The sequence below is a fragment of the Enterobacter cloacae complex sp. GF14B genome (genome assembly GCF_004136805.1).
In the GTDB taxonomy this organism is placed as follows: domain Bacteria; phylum Pseudomonadota; class Gammaproteobacteria; order Enterobacterales; family Enterobacteriaceae; genus Enterobacter; species Enterobacter hormaechei_C.
In genome coordinates this window covers 1-18,519 of record NZ_QFRV01000007.1, presented here as the reverse complement: position 1 = coordinate 18,519, position 18,519 = coordinate 1, and the positions used below count along the sequence as shown (strand labels likewise).

Genomic DNA, 18,519 nt, shown 5'->3' with positions numbered 1-18,519 from the left:
TCGTTACATCAAGCGTTGATAAAGGTCGCGGTAGGACTGCGCCGCAACGTGCCAGCCAAAGTCCATGGACATCGCCTGACGTTGTACGTAACGCCACAGGGATGGACGGGACCACAAGACGAAAGCACGCCGGATCGCCCGAAGCAGCGACCAGGCATTACTGTCCTCGAAAACAAACCCGCTGGCGATACCATCCGCCAGGTTTTCCAGGGAGCTGTCAGACACCGTATCCGCCAGCCCGCCCGTGCGACGTACCAGCGGCAACGTGCCGTATTTCAGACCATAGAGCTGCGTCAGGCCGCAGGGCTCGAAACGGCTCGGCACCAGAATCACGTCCGCGCCGCCCATGATGCGGTGCGAGAACGCTTCGTGATAGCCAATCTGCACGCCCACCTGCCCCGGATGTTCCGCCGCGGCCGCAAGGAAACCTTCCTGCAATACCGGGTCGCCCGCGCCGAGCAGCGCCAGTTGCCCACCCTGCTCCAGTAATCCCGGCAGCGCTTCCAGCACCAGATCCAGCCCTTTCTGGCTGGTCAGGCGGCTGACCACCGCAAACAGCGGTACCTTGTCGTTGACCTTCAGCCCCATCGCAATCTGTAGCTGGCGCTTGTTCTCCGCTTTGTCCTCCACGGAGTCGCGTCCATAGCGCGCCGCCAGCAGGAGGTCCGTTTCCGGATTCCAGATCTGTTCATCTACGCCGTTCAGAATGCCCGACAGACGACCTTCACGGTGGCGCTGTTGCAGCAGCCCTTCCATACCGTAACCGAACTCCGGCTGGGTAATTTCACGCGCGTAGGTTGGGCTGACCGCCGTGATATGGTCGGCGTAGTACAGACCCGCCTTCAGGAAAGAAATCTGTCCGTTAAACTCCAGCCCGTGCATGTTAAAGAACGACCATGGCAGATCGATGTCATTCATATGATGCGCGTAATACATGCCCTGATACGCCAGGTTGTGCACCGTAAACACCGATTTGGCCGGGTGCCCCTTCGCCGCCAGATACGCAGGAGCCAGCCCCGCGTGCCAGTCGTGCGCGTGCACCACGTTCGGACGCCAGAACGGATCCAGCCCGACGGCCATCTCCGCCCCCACCCAGCCGAGCAGGGCAAAGCGCAGCACGTTATCGGTATAGGCGTACAGGTTGGTATCGTGATACGGGCTGCCGGGTCGATCGTATAAATGCGGGGCATCAATCAGGTAAATCCCTGTGCCATTGTAATGTCCAAACAGCAGGGTGATACGTCCCGCGAAGGTCTCGCGACGGGTAACAACCTTTGCATCGGGAATACCACGCCGGATATCCGGAAAAGCGGGCAACAACACGCGGGTATCCACCCCTCCGGCAATTTGCGCCGCCGGTAGTGCACCAAGAACATCCGCCAGTCCGCCCGTTTTTAACAACGGGAACATCTCAGAACATACGTGTAAAACCTGCATCATCGCTCCTGTTTGATTTGCAGCTTCCGCAACATTTCCCGTGTTACTAACACGATCCCCTCTTCCGAACGGTAGAAACGACGCGCATCTTCTTCCGCGTTTTCCCCAATCACCATCCCTTCGGGAATGACGCAGGCACGGTCGATAACGCAGCGACGCAGACGACATGAGCGCCCTACCCAGACATCCGGCAGCAGGACTGCCGAATCGATATTACAGAATGAGTTTATACGCACGCGCGGGAACAGCACGGACTGCACCACCACCGAACCGGAGATAATGCACCCGCCAGAGACCAGCGAGTTGAGCGTCATACCGTGGCTGCCGGAGCGGTCCTGGACGAACTTCGCCGGCGGCAGCGATTCCATATGGGTGCGAATCGGCCAGTTCTGGTCGTACATATCCAGCTCAGGCGTGACGGACGCAAGATCGAGGTTGGCTTTCCAGTACGCTTCCAGCGTTCCCACATCGCGCCAGTAAGGTTCCGCATTCGGATCGGACTGCACGCAGGACAGCGGGAAAGGATGTGCATACGCCATGCCAGCTTTGGTAATTTTCGGGATAATGTCTTTGCCGAAGTCGTGACTGGAGTTCTCGTCTTTGTCGTCCTCTTCCAGCAGTTCATAAAGATAATCGGCGTCAAAGACATAGATCCCCATGCTGGCGAGCGATTTGGTGTCATCTCCCGGCATGGTTGGCGGGTTCGCCGGTTTTTCGACAAAGTCGATAATCTTGTCGTCGCCATCTACATGCATCACGCCAAACGCGGTTGCTTCCGCAACAGGCACCGGCAGGCACGCCACGGTGCAGCGCGCCCCTTTTTCGACGTGGTCGATCAGCATGTGGGAGTAATCTTGCTTGTAGATGTGGTCCCCGGCGAGGATAACGATGTATTCCGCGTTGTAGCGGCGAATGATGTCGAGGTTCTGGGTCACGGCATCCGCCGTGCCGCGGTACCAGTTCTCCCCGTGAACGCGCTGCTGCGCCGGGAGCAGATCGACAAACTCGTTCATCTCTTCGCTGAAGAATGACCAGCCGCGCTGAATGTGCTGCACCAGCGTGTGCGACTGATACTGGGTAATGACGCCAATACGGCGAATGCCTGAGTTCAGGCAGTTTGACAGTGCAAAATCGATAATACGGAACTTACCACCAAAGTGAACGGCCGGTTTAGCGCGCTTGATGGTCAAATCTTTCAGACGGGTACCACGCCCGCCCGCGAGTATCAGGGCAACTGTTTTTAATGGTAGCTGGCGCGCCAACATTAACGGATCGTTCTTCTCTAATCTAACCATGACTAACTCCTTTTTTATCATCTTTGGAATACGCACACTCCGTGCGCAGGCCCGTGCCAGACAGCCATAACAACCGGATTATCCGCTCCGGCAAAGGGAGGAATGGCTCGCCACTCCCCGTCAGGTAAAACAATCTCTGCGACGTCATCCGTCGCGTTCAGCGTCACCAGCCACGCATCCGAAAGCAGGATTTGCAGACAGGGTATGCCGTGTTGCCACTCTTGCGCGCTTAACGGTTGCGCGTCTTTATTCAGCCAGCGAACGTTGCCGTCGCCCTCTTCCCACCAGCGGTCGGCGGTGAGCGCGGGGATGCGCTGGCGAAGATGGATCAGCGCCGCGGTGAAATGGGTCAGCCCGCTGTTCGCTTCTCCCCAGTCGAGCCAGGTCAGGGTGTTGTCCTGGCAATAGGCGTTGTTGTTGCCGTGCTGGCTGTGGCCGTGCTCATCGCCCGCCAGCAGCATCGGCGTGCCCTGCGACAACAAAAGCGTCGTCAGCAGCGCATGAACGCTGGCGCGTCGCCGCTCGATCACATCCAGACTTCCGCCTAACCCTTCTATACCATGGTTAAAGCTATGGTTATTGTTAGACCCATCGCGATTCTCCTCGCCGTTTGCCTCATTGTGTTTCTGATTGAAACAAACGCAGTCGCGCAGCGTAAAACCGTCGTGCGCCGTCACCAGGTTAATGGTGGCCGACGGACGTTTGCCGTCACGCTTAAAGAGATCGCTGGAGCCGGCAAAGCGACCGGCAAACTCCCCCAGCGACAGATCGCGCGTCAGCCAGAAGCGGCGGACGGCATCGCGGAAGTGGTCGTTCCACTCGGCAAACAGCGGCGGGAAGTTCCCCACCTGATAACCGCCCTCGCCGATGTCCCAGGGCTCCGCAATCAGCTTCACCTTTGAAAGCACCGGGCAGTTTTTGATGGCCTCAAACAGCGGCGCCTGCTGGCTGAACGCCGGGGTGCGCCCCATCACTGGCGCCAGGTCGAAGCGAAAACCATCCACGTGGAACGTCTCAACCCAGTATTTCAGGCACTCGTACGCGTAATGCGTAACGGCCGGATGACTGAGGTTGAGGGTGTTACCGCACCCGGTCCAGTTCTCGTAATCGCCGTCGTCCCTGATCCAATAATAGCTACGGTTATCGATTCCGCGCTGTGAGAACGTCGGGCCGTCAAGATCGCTTTCCGCACTGTGGTTCAACACCACGTCCAGAATGACCTCGATACCCGCCGCGTGAAGCGCTTTCACCGCATCGCGAAACTCATCCCGCGCCTTCTCAGGATTCACCGCATAACGCGGATCGAGGGCGAACAACGCCAGCGGGTTGTAGCCCCAGTAGTTGCTTAACCCGAGACGCTGTAGCCGCGGCTCGCTGGCGAAATGCGCCACGGGCAACAGCTCCAGCGCGGTGATCCCTAAGTGCTTCAGGTACGCGACCATCGTCGGATGCCCAAGCGCTTTATAGGTGCCGCGCATCTCTTTGGGAATTGACGGGTGCAGATACGTCAGCCCTTTGACGTGGGCTTCATAAATAACGGTGTTGCCCCAAGGCGTACGCGGCGGGGCATCGTCTTCCCAGTCGTAGAGATCGTGCACCACCACGCTTTTGGGCGCGACGGGCGCACTGTCGCGGTGGTCAGGTTCGCCGTAGCCAACGTGGAACAGCGGGTCATCTTTAAACTCACCGTCCACCCGGTGCGCACAAGGGTCAATCAGCAGCTTCGCCGGGTTAAACCAGTGCCCCTGAGAGGGCTCCCAGGGGCCGTGTACGCGAAAACCGTAGTGCATCCCCGGCCGTCCTCCGGCCAGGTAGCCATGCCAGGTATCCCCCGTGCGCGCCGGTAAATCGTAACGGTGCTCGTTACCTTCCCCGTCAAACACACAGAGTTCCACCCGCTCCGCATGGGCGGAAAAGAGCGTGAAGTTCACCCCCTTTCCGTCAAAACTCGCCCCGAGCGGTTCGGGTTTACCTGCCGTAAGCTGCGTCATTCTCCCTCCCGCACCAGCCAGATTGTGCCAAGCGGCGGCAGCGTCAGGCTCAGGGAGTTCGGACGGCCATGGCTTTCAATGGCATCGCTCTGCACCAGCCCGCCGTTACCCGCATTGCTGCCGTGGTAGTGCATGGAGTCGGTATTGAGAATTTCGCGCCATTTGCCCGGCTGGTTAATGCCGAAGCGGTAGTGTTCACGCGGCACTGGCGTGAAGTTGCTGGCGACGATGATCTCGTTACCCGCCTTGTCGCGGCGCGCAAAGACAAACACCGAGCGCTCGTGGTCGTCCACCACCAGCCACTCAAAGCCGTACGGATCAAAGTCCAGCTCGTGCAGCGCTTTGTGGTGGCGATAGGTCAGGTTCAGGTCACGGACCAGACGCTGTACGCCGTGGTGCCAGTTGTCCGCACCTTCCAGCAGATGCCAGTCAAGACTGGTATCGTGGTTCCATTCGCGCCCCTGCGCAAATTCGTTGCCCATAAACAGCAGCTTTTTGCCCGGGAAGGCGAACATCCAGCCGTAGTAGGCGCGCAGGTTGGCAAACTTCTGCCACGCGTCCCCCGGCATGCGGTCGAGAATGGATTTCTTGCCGTGCACCACTTCATCGTGCGACAGCGGCAGCATGAAGTTTTCGGTGTAGTTGTAGAGCAGCCCGAAAGTGAGCTTATCGTGGTGATACTGACGATAAACCGGGTCGAGCTTCATGTAGTCGAGCGTGTCGTGCATCCAGCCGAGGTTCCACTTGTACCAGAAGCCCAGTCCGCCCATTGACGGTGGACGGGAAACGCCCGGGAAGTCGGTGGACTCTTCCGCCATGGTCACGGCACCTTCCACCTGCTCCCCGATGATGCGGTTGGTGTTGCGCAGAAACTCAATCGCTTCGAGGTTTTCACGCCCGCCATACTCGTTCGGGATCCACTCACCCTCTTTGCGGCTGTAGTCGCGGTAAATCATCGACGCCACCGCATCGACGCGCAGGGCATCAATGCCGAAACGCTCGATCCAGTACAGCGCGTTCCCGACCAGGTAGTTCGATACTTCACGGCGACCGTAGTTGTAGATCAGCGTGTTCCAGTCCTGGTGATAGCCTTCGCGCGGGTCGCTGTGCTCGTAAAGCTTTGTGCCGTCGAACTCTGCCAGCGCAAAATCATCCGACGGGAAGTGGCCCGGCACCCAGTCGAGGATGACGTTCAGCCCGGCGGCGTGCGCGGCATCGATGAAATAGCGGAAGTCATCGCGCGTACCAAAGCGGCGCGTAGGCGCATACAGCCCGGTTGGCTGATAGCCCCAGCTGCCGTCGAACGGGTGCTCGTTGATCGGCAGCAGCTCCAGGTGCGTAAAGCCCATCCATTTGGCGTACGGCACCAGCTGGTCCGCCAGCTCGCGATAGCTCAGCCAGAAGTTGTTATCGGTGTGGCGACGCCACGAGCCGAGATGCACTTCATAGACGGAGATCGGCGCATCAAAGCGGTTAGCCTGCTTGCGCTCTTCCGTCTGGACAACCTTCTCCGGCAGGCCGCAAATCAGCGAGGCGGTATTCGGGCGCAGTTCGGCCTCAAAGGCGTACGGGTCAGATTTAATGCGCAGCTTGCCGTTGGCATCGATCATCTCGAATTTGTAGAGCTGACCGTTGTGCGCGCCGGGGATAAACAGCTCCCAAATGCCGGTTTCCCGGCGCAGGCGCATGGGGTGACGACGACCGTCCCAGTAGTTGAACTGCCCGACAACGGAGACGCGCTGGGCGTTTGGCGCCCATACGGCAAAACGCGTGCCGGTGATACCGTCCATGGTATCCGCATGGGCACCCAGCGTTTCGTAAGGGCGTAAATGGGTCCCTTCGGACAGCAGCCAGGCGTCCATCTCTTTTAAAAGCGGGCCGAAGCTATAGGGATCGTCAATCAGGTTTTGCTGACCGTGCCAGATAACGGCAAGCTGATAACGAAAAGGATTTTTACGGCGGGGCATGACGCCCGAGAAGAAGCCACGCGAGTCGAGGCATTCCAGATTACCCACCTTGCGGCCGGTTTTGGGTTCGATAACCCACACTTCTGTTGCATCCGGTAACAGCGCACGAACTTCCAGTCCGGCCTCTGTACGGTGCATCCCTAGCACAGAAAAGGGGTCGGCAAAGTGACCCGCAATAAGCGCATTAATCACGTCTCTCGAAATACGATCGGACATGGTATTCATCCTGTTTTTTTATGTCGCCCTTTTTACGCGCTCCGGGACGACTTTTAATGTGACCTAAACGGTGCAGTTAATCCTCTCTGCTCCGCCCTACCCTCAGGTGAGAAATAAATCTTCCTTAAAGCATAGCCAACGTCGTGGGTCCTCCTGATAAAAAATAAGACATCTGCGTTTTACTCCATGTAGTACGCAAAAAAAGGGGGTGACAATCACCCCCCGTGTTTAACAAATTATTACGCCAGCTGGCGCAGCATGCGGCGCAGCGGCTCGGCGGCACCCCACAGAAGCTGGTCGCCAACGGTGAACGCGGAGAGGTACTCCGGCCCCATGTTCAGCTTGCGCAGGCGGCCAACCGGGGTGGTCAGCGTGCCGGTGACGGCTGCCGGGGTCAGTTCGCGCATGGTGATATCGCGATCGTTTGGCACCACTTTCGCCCACGGGTTATGCGCGGCCAGCAGCTCTTCCACGGTCGGAATAGACACATCTTTTTTCAGTTTAATGGTGAAGGCCTGGCTGTGGCAGCGCAGCGCGCCGATACGCACGCACAGACCGTCAACCGGAATGGTGTTCGCGGTGCCGAGGATTTTGTTGGTCTCAGCCTGGCCCTTCCACTCTTCGCGGGTCTGGCCGTTATCCAGCTGTTTGTCTATCCACGGGATCAGGCCGCCGGCCAGCGGTACGCCGAAGTTATCCACCGGCAGCTCGCCGCTGCGGGTGAGCTGAGTGACTTTACGCTCGATATCGAGGATCGCGGACGCCGGGTCTGCCAGCTCGGCAGCGACGCTCTGGTGCAGCTGGCCCATCTGGGTCAGCAGCTCGCGCATATGACGCGCGCCACCGCCGGACGCCGCCTGGTAGGTCGCCACGGAGACCCACTCCACCAGATCCTGTGCGAACAGACCGCCGAGAGACATCAGCATCAGGCTGACGGTGCAGTTACCGCCAACAAAGGTTTTCACGCCGTTGTTCAGGCCGTCGGTGATGACGCCCTGGTTAACCGGGTCGAGAATAATGATGGCATCGTCTTTCATGCGAAGCGAAGAGGCCGCGTCAATCCAGTAGCCCTGCCAGCCGCTTTCACGCAGCTTCGGATAGATTTCGTTGGTATAATCGCCGCCCTGGCAGGTCACAATAATGTCGAGTGCCTTCAGCGCCTCCAGGTCGTAAGCATCCTGCAACGTGCCTGTGGTACCCCCAAAGGACGGTGCAGCCTGGCCGAGCTGGGAAGTGGAGAAGAAGACTGGGCGGATGGCGTCGAAATCGCGCTCTTCAACCATGCGTTGCATGAGTACAGAGCCGACCATACCGCGCCAGCCGATAAAACCAACGTTTTTCATAGCATTTTTTTCCTGCAAGGGGTGTGTGCTGATTGTGCAAGCCAGTATTGAACTGGGATATGCTTCACATTACAAAATGCTGCCAAAGTCGCAAGCGAAATTAATCGATGATTGCCCGGCAATCAGAAAAAGTGCTAATCATCGCAATGACCACAATAAGTATCAGGGATAATTTAAGATGAGTGAAATCATTTCCGCAGCGGTTTTATTGATCCTGATTATGGATCCGCTCGGAAATCTGCCGATCTTCATGTCGGTGCTGAAGCACACCGAGCCGAAGCGCCGTCGGGCGATCATGATCCGCGAGCTGCTCATCGCCCTGCTGGTGATGTTTATCTTCCTGTTCGCCGGTGAAAAAATTCTCGCTTTCCTGAACTTACGCGCCGAAACGGTCTCCATTTCCGGCGGGATCATTTTGTTCCTGATTGCCATTAAGATGATTTTCCCTAGCGCGGAGGGCAGCAGCAGCGGCCTGCCTGCGGGTGAAGAGCCGTTTATCGTGCCGCTGGCGATTCCGCTGGTCGCCGGGCCAACGATTCTGGCCACGCTGATGCTGCTGTCGCATCAGTATCCGAATCAGATGAGCCATCTGGTGATTGCCCTGCTGATCGCCTGGGGCGGGACGTTTATTATCCTGTTGCAGTCGTCGCTATTCCTGCGCCTGCTGGGTGAGAAAGGGGTGAACGCGCTGGAGCGCCTGATGGGGCTGATTCTGGTAATGATGGCAACGCAGATGTTCCTGGACGGGATCCGAGCGTGGATGAAAGGATAGGTAAAAGCAAAACGGCAATCCTTGATTGCCGTTTTTAGTGTTTGCTCCCTCTCCCCGTGGGAGAGGGTGAAAACCGGGATCAGCTCAGCAGCGTAAACGCAATCATCCCGACAACCGCACCCGTCGTGCCGAGGATGGTTTCCATCAGCGTCCAGGTTTTCAGGGTTTGCGCTTCGGTTGCGCCGGTAAATTTACCGAACAGCCAGAAGCCTGCATCGTTCACGTGAGACACCACAATCGAACCACCCGCGATACAGATAGAGAGCGCCGCCATCTGCGCGCCGGAGTAGTTCAGCTGTTCAATCACCGGCATTACCAGACCCACGGCGGTTAAGCACGCCACGGTCGCGGAGCCCTGAATGATACGCACCGCCGCGGCCAGCACAAAGCAGGTGACCGCAATCGGCAGGCCCATTCCGGTCAGCGCTTCGCCCAGCGCCGGGCCAACGCCGGAATCCACCAGCACCTGCTTGAACACGCCGCCCGCCCCGATCACCAGCAGGATAATCCCCGCCGGTTGCAGCGCGGCACCACAGATCTCCATCACGCGGTCTTTCGGCATGCCCTGACGCATTGCCAGGCCGTAAATCGCGACCAGACACGCCACCAGAATCGCAGTGAACGGATGACCAATAAATTCGAACCATTCGTAAGCGGTTGACCCCACCGGCACAAAGCGTGCAGCGATGGTTTTCAGGCCCACCAGCACCAGCGGCAGCAGGATCAGCGACAGACTGAAGCCGAAGGACGGCATTTTACCCTCGCCCAGGTGCGGCTCGGTGATGTCGTCCGGAATGTGCAGCTCAACGTAACGGCTGATAAAGTTTCCCCACAGCGGACCGGCGATAATCATCCCCGGGATCGCCGCACACAGGCCAATCAGGATCATCCAGCCAAAGTCAGCATGCATCTGGGAGGCCAGCAGCATCGGCGCAGGCCCCGGCAGCAGGAACGCCGCCGCCGCCGCCACGCCCGCAAACAGCGGAATGACCAGCTTCACGAGGTTAGTACCGGTATGGCGCGCCATGGAGAATGCGACGCTTATCAGCAGCACAACGGCCACTTCAAAGAACAGCGGCAGCGCGCAAATCAGACCGGCCAGACCAATCGCGTAGTGCGCACGGCTGTGCCCGAAGGATTTCAGCATCTTGACGGCAATCTGATCGACCGCGCCCGTCTCGTGCAAAATCTTGCCAAACATCGCGCCCAGTGCCACCACAATGGCCAGGAAGCCGAGCGTGCCGCCCATCCCTTTTTCCATCGTCGCCGCGATTTTGTCGAGCGGCATGCCGGAAAAGAGACCAGCACCAATAGAAACCACCATCAAAGCAACGAAGGCGTGCATACGTGCCTTCATCACTAAAAACAGCAGCAGCAATACGGAACCCACTGCTGTCAAAACTAGCGTTAATGTACTCAAAACTTACTGCCTTTTATTAATAACCTCGATGGTGCTGGCAACAACACCTTCCAGCGGCTGATCGATATCAACCACTAAGACATCCTGCTCGTCAGCACCCGGCTCCTGCAACGCTTCGAACTGCGTTACCAGCATCTGGGTTTTGAAGAAGTGGCCTTTACGCGCCTTCAGGCGGCTTTCAATCACCCCGAAATCGCCTTTCAGGTAGATGAAAGAGAGGTTCGGGTTGCCGTCGCGCAGCAGGTCGCGATAGGTTTTTTTCAGCGCGGAACAGACGATCAGGGAGACTTTATTGGTGCGCTGCATCGCGAACGCGGCGTCATTCAGCGCCTGCAACCACGGTTTGCGGTCGTCGTCGTTCAGCGGCTCGCCGGAAGCCATTTTCATGATGTTGCTACGCGGATGGAGGAAGTCACCATCAAGAAACGCAGCCTGGAGTTGATGCGCCACTTCGCTCGCCACGGCAGATTTACCGCTACCGGACACGCCCATCAGGACGTAAACGTGGTGATCGTGATTAGTCGTGCTCAAAGGGTGTCCCTCAGTCAATTGTTACGGGTAACAGTTATCGGTAACATTGTCCTGCCGGGGCATAAGAGAAGCAATATCCAAACGTGCGCGAAGTGAATAAGTGTGAGCTACTTCAAATTTGTCGGATTAAATAGATCCACCCGGTGACAAGGTGAAACCTAAATCTAACATTTTAGGGGTAACTGCCTCACCACGAATGCGCGCCAGCAGGCGTTCTGCACCAATGCGGCCCATGCGTTCACGCGGGGTCAGGACGCTCGCCAGACGCGGCTCCATCACCTGGCCAATGTCGTGGCCGTGGAAACCGGCAATCGCCATATCATCCGGGATTTTTAAACCCAGACGCTGGCACTCAAACGCCGCGCCGACCGCAAGGTCATCGTTGGTACAGAAAATACCGTCCAGTTGCGGATACTCGCGTCGCGCCTGACGCATCAGCTCAATACCCGACGTGTAAGAAGAAGATTGCTCCACCATCACGCTGTACGGGGTTAAACCGGCGTCGAGCATCGCCTGCTCGTATCCCTTCTGTTTGATGATAGTACGTTCATCCAGACGCGCACCCAGATAGGCCACATGGCGATGACCGCGGGCGATGATCGCCGCCGTCATCTGACGCGCCGCTTCAAAGTTATCGAACCCCACGGCGATGTCGAGGCACGGCGACTGGCTGTCCATCAGCTCCACCACCGGAATGCCTGCCACTTCAATCATTTTCAGCGTGCGCGGGGTGTGAGTACGTTCCGTTAAAATCAGGCCGTCGATGTTCCAGGAAAGCATCGATTCAAGACGTTCCTCTTCCAGTTCCGGCTTGTACCCGTAGTGGGCGAGCATGGTCTGATAGCCAAACGCATCGGTGACGCTTTCGATGCCACGCAGCACTTCGGCGAATACCTGGTTGGTTAAGGAAGGAAGCAGGACGCCCACCGCACGGCTGGTCGCATTGGAGAGAATATCGGGCGCGCGGTTGGGGATATAACCCAGTTCATCAAGGGCGGCGGCAATCTTGCCACGCAACGCCACGGAAACCTGTTCCGGGTTACGTAAAAAACGGCTGACCGTCATTTTGGTCACACCGACGCGATCGGCGACATCCTGAAGTACGGGGCGTTTCTTTTTCATCGTCCTGAGAAATCTTGAAGTGAGAGATTTGCTCAGTTTATCACGGACAAAGCTCAACCTTCCCCGTTTAAAGGGAAGGTTGAGAAATTATTTAGACCGGCGGCAGGTCAAACAGCAGAATTTCACTTTCGCTGTCGGCATGCACGGAGAGCGCCTGCTCATCCCAGACGGCCAGACCATCGGCGGTTGTCGCTTTGGTGCCATTGATGGACACCTCCCCTTTCACCACCTGGATCCACACGCGGCGGTTGGCGGCGATCTGGTGCACAGACTGTTCATCTTTCGCCAGCGCCCAGCGGTACAGCTCCATATCCTGATGCACTTTCAGGGAACCTTCACGCGCATCCGGCGAGAGCACCAGCTGTTTGCCCTGTTTCGCGTCGAAGCGGCGCTGCTCGTAGCGTGGCGTGATGCCGGTCTCTTCTGGAATGATCCAGATTTGATACAGGTGCAGTTTTTCCGTTTTGCTCGGGTTGTACTCAGAGTGACGCACCCCGGTCCCCGCGCTCATAATCTGGAACTCGCCCGCCGGAACCTGCTCTTTGTTGCCCATGCTGTCCTGGTGCTCAACCGCCCCTTCCAGCACATAGGTCAGGATTTCCATGTCTTTGTGCGGGTGGGTACCGAAGCCCTGGCCTGCATCAATCACGTCATCGTTAATCACGCGCAGTGCGGAGAAGCCCATGAAGTTCGGGTCGTAGTAGTCGGCAAACGAGAATGAATGCCATGAGTCCAGCCAGCCATGATTCGCGTGACCACGTTCGTTTGCTTTGCGTAAGTAGATCATTGTTTTCACCCTCAGTTCGTTTCGATGGAGTAAGTGTGGACGCAAACGCCCTGGGATCATAGAGGGTGAAAATTGACTCCTCTGTTCAAAAATTGTGAACAAGCGCAGAGGAGCCGTTTTTGCTTATTTCGCGAGGGTTACCGTGGCAGGAGAAGCCTGTTCGAAGGCCCGTTCGAGGATTTCCAGGTTGGTCAGAACGTCAGATTCCTTGACGTAATTCGCCGTGCCGTTTGTGAGGGTCTCAAACAGCGCATCATAGACGCGTCCATAGTCGCCCGTTTCCGGCTTCAGCTCTTCCCTGACCGTCACGCCCTCGTCGTTCACGTACTCCAGCACGCCCACGGAATCATCTGCCGCAAAGCCCGGTTCACCCGGCATGATATTGGCCTTCAGGCTGGTCTCCTGCTGGTCAATGCCGTACTTGATAAAGGAGCCTTTCTTGCCGTGAACGATAAATTTCGGGTAGTCGATTTTCACCAGATGGCTGGTTTTCACGATGGCTTTGAGATCGCCGTAGAACAGCTGTGCTTCAAAGGTATCGTCCGGGTTGGCCTTATTGCGCAGGCTGCGGATGTCATACGCCACGTGGTCCGGGCGGCCAAACAGGGAAATAATCTGGTCCATGGTGTGCACGCCCAGACCGTAGAACGACCCGTCCTGCGGCAGTCCGGGCTGGGTTTCCGCCACCGGGCGGTAGTAATCGAAGTGGCTTTCGATTTCCACGATCTCGCCGAGTTTGCCGCTCTCAATCGCCTTTTTCGCCGTCAGGAAGCAGCTGTCAAAGCGTCGGTTCTGGTACGGCGTGACGGTCAGGCCTTTGCTTTTCGCCAGCGCAAAGAGTTCCTTCGCTTCGGCGATGGTCGGAGTGAACGGTTTTTCCACCAGCACGTTTTTACCTGCTTCCAGCGCGCGTTTCGCGTAGTCAAAGTGGCTGTCGGCGTGGGTACAGACCACCACCAGCTTCACCTGCGGATCATTTAACACTTCATCAAGATCGCTGGTGAAATGAATATGGGAATACTGCGGAGACTGTTCTTCCGGCTTCGCGCTGCGGCGGTAGATATGAGCGACGTGCCAGGTCTCTTTACGGTTGAGAACATACGGAAGGTGGTAACGCGTGGTGCTTTTGCCAAATCCAATAAATGCGCAGTGTAGTGTCATGGCTCAGTCCTTTTTCGAAGGTTGCTGAGTCTAACCATAACAAAAAAAAAGCCAGCTAAAAGCTGGCTAAAGTAATACTGGAAGCAATGTGAGCAATGTCGTGCTTTCAGGTTCCCGTAGGAGGTCTTCCTGAACGCAGAGCAATAATAATCATTCTCATTCGCACTTGTCCAACACTTTTTGCAAAAAATAGCGATTGACTCAACTTTTAAAGTCACTGATGTTGGAGGGGACTTTTAACTGACTGAGGAACAAGGAATGAGTGAGATAGTGATACGCCACGCTGAACCGAAAGATTACGACGCCATTCGTCAGATCCACGCCCAGCCGGAGGTGTACCACAACACGCTACAGGTTCCTCATCCTTCAATGGAAATGTGGCAAATGCGGCTAGGCGAACAGCCGGGCATTAAACAGCTGGTTGCCTGCATTGATGATATCGTGGTCGGCCACCTCACCATTGATGTCGCCCAGCGACCACGCCGCAGCCACGTTGCCGATTTCGGTATATGCGTTGGCGCAGAGTGGCATAACCGCGGCGTGGCCAGCGCGCTGATTCGCACCATGATCGATATGTGCGACAACTGGCTGCGCGTCGACCGCATCGAGTTAACGGTGTTTGTGGATAACGAACCGGCAATCGCGGTGTACAAAAAGCACGGGTTTGAGATTGAAGGCACCGGCAGGCGCTATGCCCTGCGTAACGGCGAGTATGTGGATGCGTATTATATGGCGCGAATGAAGTAGTTTGTTGCCGGGTGGCGGCTTCGCCTTACCCGGCCTACGTCCGTGCCGTTGTAGGCCCGGTAAGCGCAGCGCCACCGGGCAACAAAATCAATACCCCGCCGTTAAATCATCCACCGAACGCGGGTCCGACGCGCCAAACAGCGCGCCATCCGGTCCGACCATAATGCTCTGGGTGCTGCCCATCGCCTCCTTCACCGCCACCTTCTGCCCGCGCTGCTCAAGCAGCTTGAGGGTGTCCGGGCTAAAGCCCTTCTCCACGCGCAACTCGTCCGGCAGCCACTGGTGATGGAAACGCGGCGCATTGGTCGCTTCGGCGACGTTCATCCCAAAGTCGATGCTGTTCACCACCATTTGCAGTACGGTGGTGATAATCCGGCTCCCGCCAGGGCTGCCGGTCACCAGCCAGGTTTTGCCGTCTTTCACCACAATGGTGGGCGACATGGATGATAGCGGGCGCTTCTTCGGCCCTACCGCATTCGCATCGCCGCCGACCAGGCCGTAGACATTCGGCACGCCCGGCTTGGCAGAGAAATCATCCATCTCGTTGTTCAGCAAAATACCGCTATTGCCCGCCACAATCCCGGTGCCGAAGGTGGTGTTAAGCGTGTAGGTCACCGCCACCGCGTTTCCTTCTTTGTCCACGACCGAGAAGTGGGTAGTCTGGTTACTTTCATACGGCGCCAGCTTGCCCGGGCGGATCTCGCTCGACGGCTTAGCCTTGTTGATGTCGATCTGATCGGCAATGGATTTGGCGTACGCCTTGTTGGTCAGCGCATGCCACGGCACCTTTACGAAGTCCGGGTCGCCGAGGTATTCCGAGCGGTCAGCGTAGGCGCGCTTTTCCGCCTCGGCCATCACCTGCATGGCATCGGCGCTACCGAAGCCATACTTGTGCATATCGAAGTTTTCCAGAATATTGAGGATCTGCACGATGTGAATGCCCCCGGAAGACGGCGGCGGCATGGAGAAGACCTCGTAGCCGCGATAGGTGCCACTAATCGGCTCGCGCTCCACCGCCTTATATTCCGCCAGATCCGCTTTGGTGATCAGCCCGCCGTTCTTCTGCATCTCATCCGCAATCTGATCGGCAATCGGCCCCTTATAGAAGGCATCCGGACCGTTTTCGGCAATCAGTTCGAGACTTTTTGCGAGGTTCTTCTGCACCAGCTTATCGCCCTTCTTCAGCGGCTCGCCGTCTTTCCAGAAGATAGCCTTGCTGTTCTCATGATTGGGAATAACTTCGCTGCCGTAGGTTTTGAGGTCGTCCGCCAGCGCGTCGTTGACGACGAAGCCGTCGCGCGCCAGCCTAATGGCAGGCTGCACCACTTTATTCAGCGGCAGCGTGCCGTATTTTTCCAGCGCCAGCGAGAAGCCCGCAACGGTGCCCGGCGTGCCGGAGGCAAGGTGCGAGGTCAGGGATTTTTTACTGTCCGGATTACCCTGATCGTCGAGGAACATATCGCGGGAGGCCTGGTTCGGCGCCATCTCACGGAAGTCGATGGCTGTGGTTTTACCGTCTTTCGTGCGCAGCATCATAAACCCGCCGCCGCCCAGGTTCCCCGCCTGTGGATGCGTCACCGCCAGCGCATATCCCACCGCGACCGCCGCATCCACCGCGTTACCGCCCTGTTTAAGAATATCGACGCCCACCTGCGTTGCCAGCGCGTCAACCGAGGCCACCATGCCGTGCGTCGCCCGCACGGGGTGAAAAACATCCTCCTCCACGCCGTAAGAGACCGGTGGAGCGGCGGGCGGGTTGGCCGCCACGGTAAATGTGCCGCCTGCCATCAGCGCAGCGATGGCGACCCAGCGCAAAAAGGTTGGTTTCATCATTATTGTTCTCCAGGTGAAGGGGCCCATATTCCCCGCTTAAGCCTGGTTCACAACTCTTAAAAAATCATCGTTATGCAGGAATGAGGATAAACTTAAGAGAAGCCTCAAAGGAGGAGATAACCATGAAACGATTACTGATCCTGACCGCGCTGCTTCCGTTCGCCGCGCTCGCACAGCCAATCAACACCCTGAACAACCCGAACCAGCCGGGCTACGTCATTCCGAGCCAGCAGCGTATGCAGACGGAGATGATGAGCCAGCAACAGCAGCAGAAAGGGATGCTCAATCAGCAGTTAAAGACGCAGACCCAGGTGCAGCAGCAGCACCTGCAAAACCAGATGAATACCAACACCCAGCGCGTACAGCAGGGCCAGATGCTTGAACAGCCGCTGCCTAATGCAAACGGTGGGATGTTAGGAGGCGGAGTATCGCAAAGCAGCGGTCAGCAGCACATGCTGCCGACCCAGCAGAACGGCAGTATGCTTAATAAATAAAGTTCGGCCCGATCTGGTCAATCGCATCGGTACAGATGCTGTCCACGCCCCAGCGCAGCAGCTCGGCTGCACGCTGGGGTTTGTTGACGGTATACACCAGGATATGCAGACCGGCCTCCTTCAACAGCGTCACGCGCGCTTCATCCAGCAGCTTATGGTTGAGGTGGATCGACACGCAGCCTAAGCGGGTCGTCAGCGCGCGCCAGTCTTCTCGCCACGCATCCAGCAGCAGCCCGCGCGGCAACTCCGGAACGGCGGCCTGTGCGGCTTCCAGCGCGTCGATATCAAACGACGACAGGAGCGGCGCGGTCATCCCTTCCCACAGCTCACGCGCGGCAATGGCAATCACTTTACCCGTCAGCGGCCCGGTGCCAGTGGTCGGTTTGATTTCAATATTGGCCATCATGCCGTGTTGACGACAGCGGTCCGCCACTTCCGCCAGCAGCGGCAGCGGTTCGCCTTTGAATTCGCCGCTGAACCAGCTTCCGGCGTCCACCTTCAGCAGGTCACGCCACGGCAGTTCACCCGCCACGCCCCAGCCGTTGCTGGTGCGTTCGAGGTTGTCGTCGTGCAGCAGGAAAATTTCGCCGTCCTTCGATAGCTTGGCGTCGAACTCGATCATCGTGTGGCCGTAGCGTGCGCCAACGTCAATTGCCGCCAGGGTGTTTTCCGGCGCCAGTTTACCGCCACCACGGTGGGCGACGATGTGGGGGTAAGGCCAGTTGCTCATACTCGTTGTCCTGTTTCACCGTCAAATAAGTGCAGGTGATTTTCCGGCATATGCAGCCACAGCGTGCTGCCTGCTTTCGGGCGCTCCTGATGCGGCAGACGCACTACCAGCTTTTGCTCGCCCCAGCGTCCGTGCGCCAGGTTGTCTGCGCCCAGCATCTCCAGCGTGTCCATCACCAGCGGCACGCCGCCGTCCGCCTGAGACGTCAAACCAATATGCTCGGGGCGGATACCAAGCGTCATCTTACGCCCGGCGTAGCCACGATAGTACCAGTTGATCGGCAACGCCATCCCGCTTTCCAGCTCGAAGTGGGTTCCCGCCGCATTGATCCGCCCGTCCAGCAGGTTCATCGCCGGGCTGCCGATAAAGCTCGCCACAAAACGGCTGGCCGGTTTCTCGTAGACTTCCACTGGGGTGCCAATCTGCTCGGCGATGCCTTTGTTCATCACCATCACGCGCTGGGCGAGGGTCATGGCTTCAACCTGATCGTGGGTCACATAGAGGGACGTGGTTCCCAGCCGCCGATGCAGCTGCTGTAGCTCAAGACGCATCTGCACGCGCAGTTTGGCGTCGAGGTTTGACAGCGGTTCGTCGAACAGAAATACCGCCGGATCGCGCACGATGGCGCGCCCCATCGCCACGCGCTGGCGCTGGCCGCCGGAGAGCTCGCGCG

At 57.8% G+C, this 18,519-nt stretch carries 16 protein-coding genes; 3 read left to right on the top strand and 13 right to left on the bottom strand.

Annotation, left to right across the window (positions count from 1 at the left end; translation table 11 throughout):
• Window positions 1-3: 3 nt before the first annotated feature.
• From glgA to asd, 5 genes are all read right to left on the bottom strand, one after another.
• On the bottom strand, window positions 4-1,437 hold the full coding sequence (gene glgA, locus DD606_RS03975) for a glycogen synthase GlgA (RefSeq protein WP_003861584.1): 1,434 nt from the start codon (window positions 1,435-1,437) through the stop codon (window positions 4-6).
• Entirely contained in the window at window positions 1,437-2,732 is a 1,296-nt protein-coding gene (glgC, locus tag DD606_RS03970; protein ID WP_003861582.1) for a glucose-1-phosphate adenylyltransferase, read from the bottom strand. The genes glgA and glgC overlap by 1 nt, the downstream gene beginning before the upstream one ends.
• A gap of 17 nt (window positions 2,733-2,749) precedes the next feature.
• Window positions 2,750-4,723 (bottom strand): glycogen debranching protein GlgX, encoded by a 1,974-nt coding sequence (gene glgX, locus DD606_RS03965; RefSeq protein WP_129258258.1) that lies wholly within the window; start codon window positions 4,721-4,723, stop codon window positions 2,750-2,752.
• On the bottom strand, window positions 4,720-6,906 hold the full coding sequence (gene glgB / locus DD606_RS03960) for a 1,4-alpha-glucan branching enzyme (protein WP_023314968.1): 2,187 nt from the start codon (window positions 6,904-6,906) through the stop codon (window positions 4,720-4,722). The genes glgX and glgB overlap by 4 nt, the downstream gene beginning before the upstream one ends.
• Window positions 6,907-7,145: 239 nt before the next feature.
• Entirely contained in the window at window positions 7,146-8,249 is a 1,104-nt protein-coding gene (gene asd / locus DD606_RS03955; protein ID WP_003861575.1) for an aspartate-semialdehyde dehydrogenase, read from the bottom strand.
• A 178-nt stretch (window positions 8,250-8,427) separates the two neighbouring features.
• Here asd and yhgN point away from each other — a divergent pair, with 178 nt between their 5' ends.
• Window positions 8,428-9,021, top strand: a complete 594-nt coding sequence (gene yhgN / locus DD606_RS03950) for an NAAT family transporter YhgN (RefSeq protein ID WP_003861574.1) — start codon at window positions 8,428-8,430, stop codon at window positions 9,019-9,021.
• A 79-nt stretch (window positions 9,022-9,100) separates the two neighbouring features.
• On the opposite strand, the gene gntU is transcribed toward yhgN, so the two are convergent.
• From gntU to DD606_RS03925, 5 genes are all read right to left on the bottom strand, one after another.
• Window positions 9,101-10,441 carry a gluconate transporter gene (gene gntU / locus DD606_RS03945; RefSeq protein ID WP_003861572.1) on the bottom strand — a complete coding sequence of 447 codons (1,341 nt, stop codon included), beginning with the start codon at window positions 10,439-10,441 and terminating at the stop codon, window positions 9,101-9,103.
• Between the two features lie 3 nt (window positions 10,442-10,444).
• The gene (gntK, locus tag DD606_RS03940; protein ID WP_003861569.1) at window positions 10,445-10,972 is read right to left on the bottom strand and encodes a gluconokinase; all 528 of its coding nucleotides are present in this window, start codon (window positions 10,970-10,972) and stop codon (window positions 10,445-10,447) included.
• 126 nt (window positions 10,973-11,098) lie between these two features.
• Window positions 11,099-12,094, bottom strand: a complete 996-nt coding sequence (gene gntR / locus DD606_RS03935) for a gluconate operon transcriptional repressor GntR (protein WP_003861567.1) — start codon at window positions 12,092-12,094, stop codon at window positions 11,099-11,101.
• 91 nt (window positions 12,095-12,185) lie between these two features.
• Window positions 12,186-12,881, bottom strand: coding sequence for a pirin family protein (locus DD606_RS03930; RefSeq protein ID WP_003861565.1), 696 nt, complete (start codon window positions 12,879-12,881; stop codon window positions 12,186-12,188).
• A 123-nt stretch (window positions 12,882-13,004) separates the two neighbouring features.
• Complete coding sequence (locus tag DD606_RS03925; protein ID WP_003861563.1) at window positions 13,005-14,042, bottom strand: oxidoreductase; 1,038 nt, start codon at window positions 14,040-14,042, stop codon at window positions 13,005-13,007.
• A 258-nt stretch (window positions 14,043-14,300) separates the two neighbouring features.
• On the opposite strand from DD606_RS03925, the gene yhhY reads away from it, so the two are divergent.
• The gene (gene yhhY, locus DD606_RS03920; protein ID WP_003861561.1) at window positions 14,301-14,789 is read left to right on the top strand and encodes an N-acetyltransferase; all 489 of its coding nucleotides are present in this window, start codon (window positions 14,301-14,303) and stop codon (window positions 14,787-14,789) included.
• 87 nt (window positions 14,790-14,876) lie between these two features.
• Here the strand turns inward: yhhY and ggt are convergent, their stop codons facing one another.
• On the bottom strand, window positions 14,877-16,622 hold the full coding sequence (ggt, locus tag DD606_RS03910; RefSeq protein ID WP_023314970.1) for a gamma-glutamyltransferase: 1,746 nt from the start codon (window positions 16,620-16,622) through the stop codon (window positions 14,877-14,879).
• Window positions 16,623-16,744: 122 nt separating this feature from the next.
• On the opposite strand from ggt, the gene DD606_RS03905 reads away from it, so the two are divergent.
• Window positions 16,745-17,116, top strand: a complete 372-nt coding sequence (locus DD606_RS03905) for a DUF2756 family protein (RefSeq protein ID WP_022651960.1) — start codon at window positions 16,745-16,747, stop codon at window positions 17,114-17,116.
• Here DD606_RS03905 and ugpQ read toward each other — a convergent pair.
• Together ugpQ and DD606_RS03895 are read right to left on the bottom strand one after the other, a co-directional pair.
• Window positions 17,106-17,846: a glycerophosphodiester phosphodiesterase gene (ugpQ, locus tag DD606_RS03900; RefSeq protein ID WP_022651961.1), complete on the bottom strand. Its 741-nt coding sequence runs from the start codon at window positions 17,844-17,846 to the stop codon at window positions 17,106-17,108. The two genes, DD606_RS03905 and ugpQ, sit on opposite strands and share 11 nt — an antisense overlap.
• Window positions 17,843-18,519: TOBE domain-containing protein (locus DD606_RS03895; RefSeq protein WP_129258256.1), on the bottom strand; the 677-nt coding region annotated here is incomplete at its 5' end. The genes ugpQ and DD606_RS03895, both read right to left, overlap by 4 nt.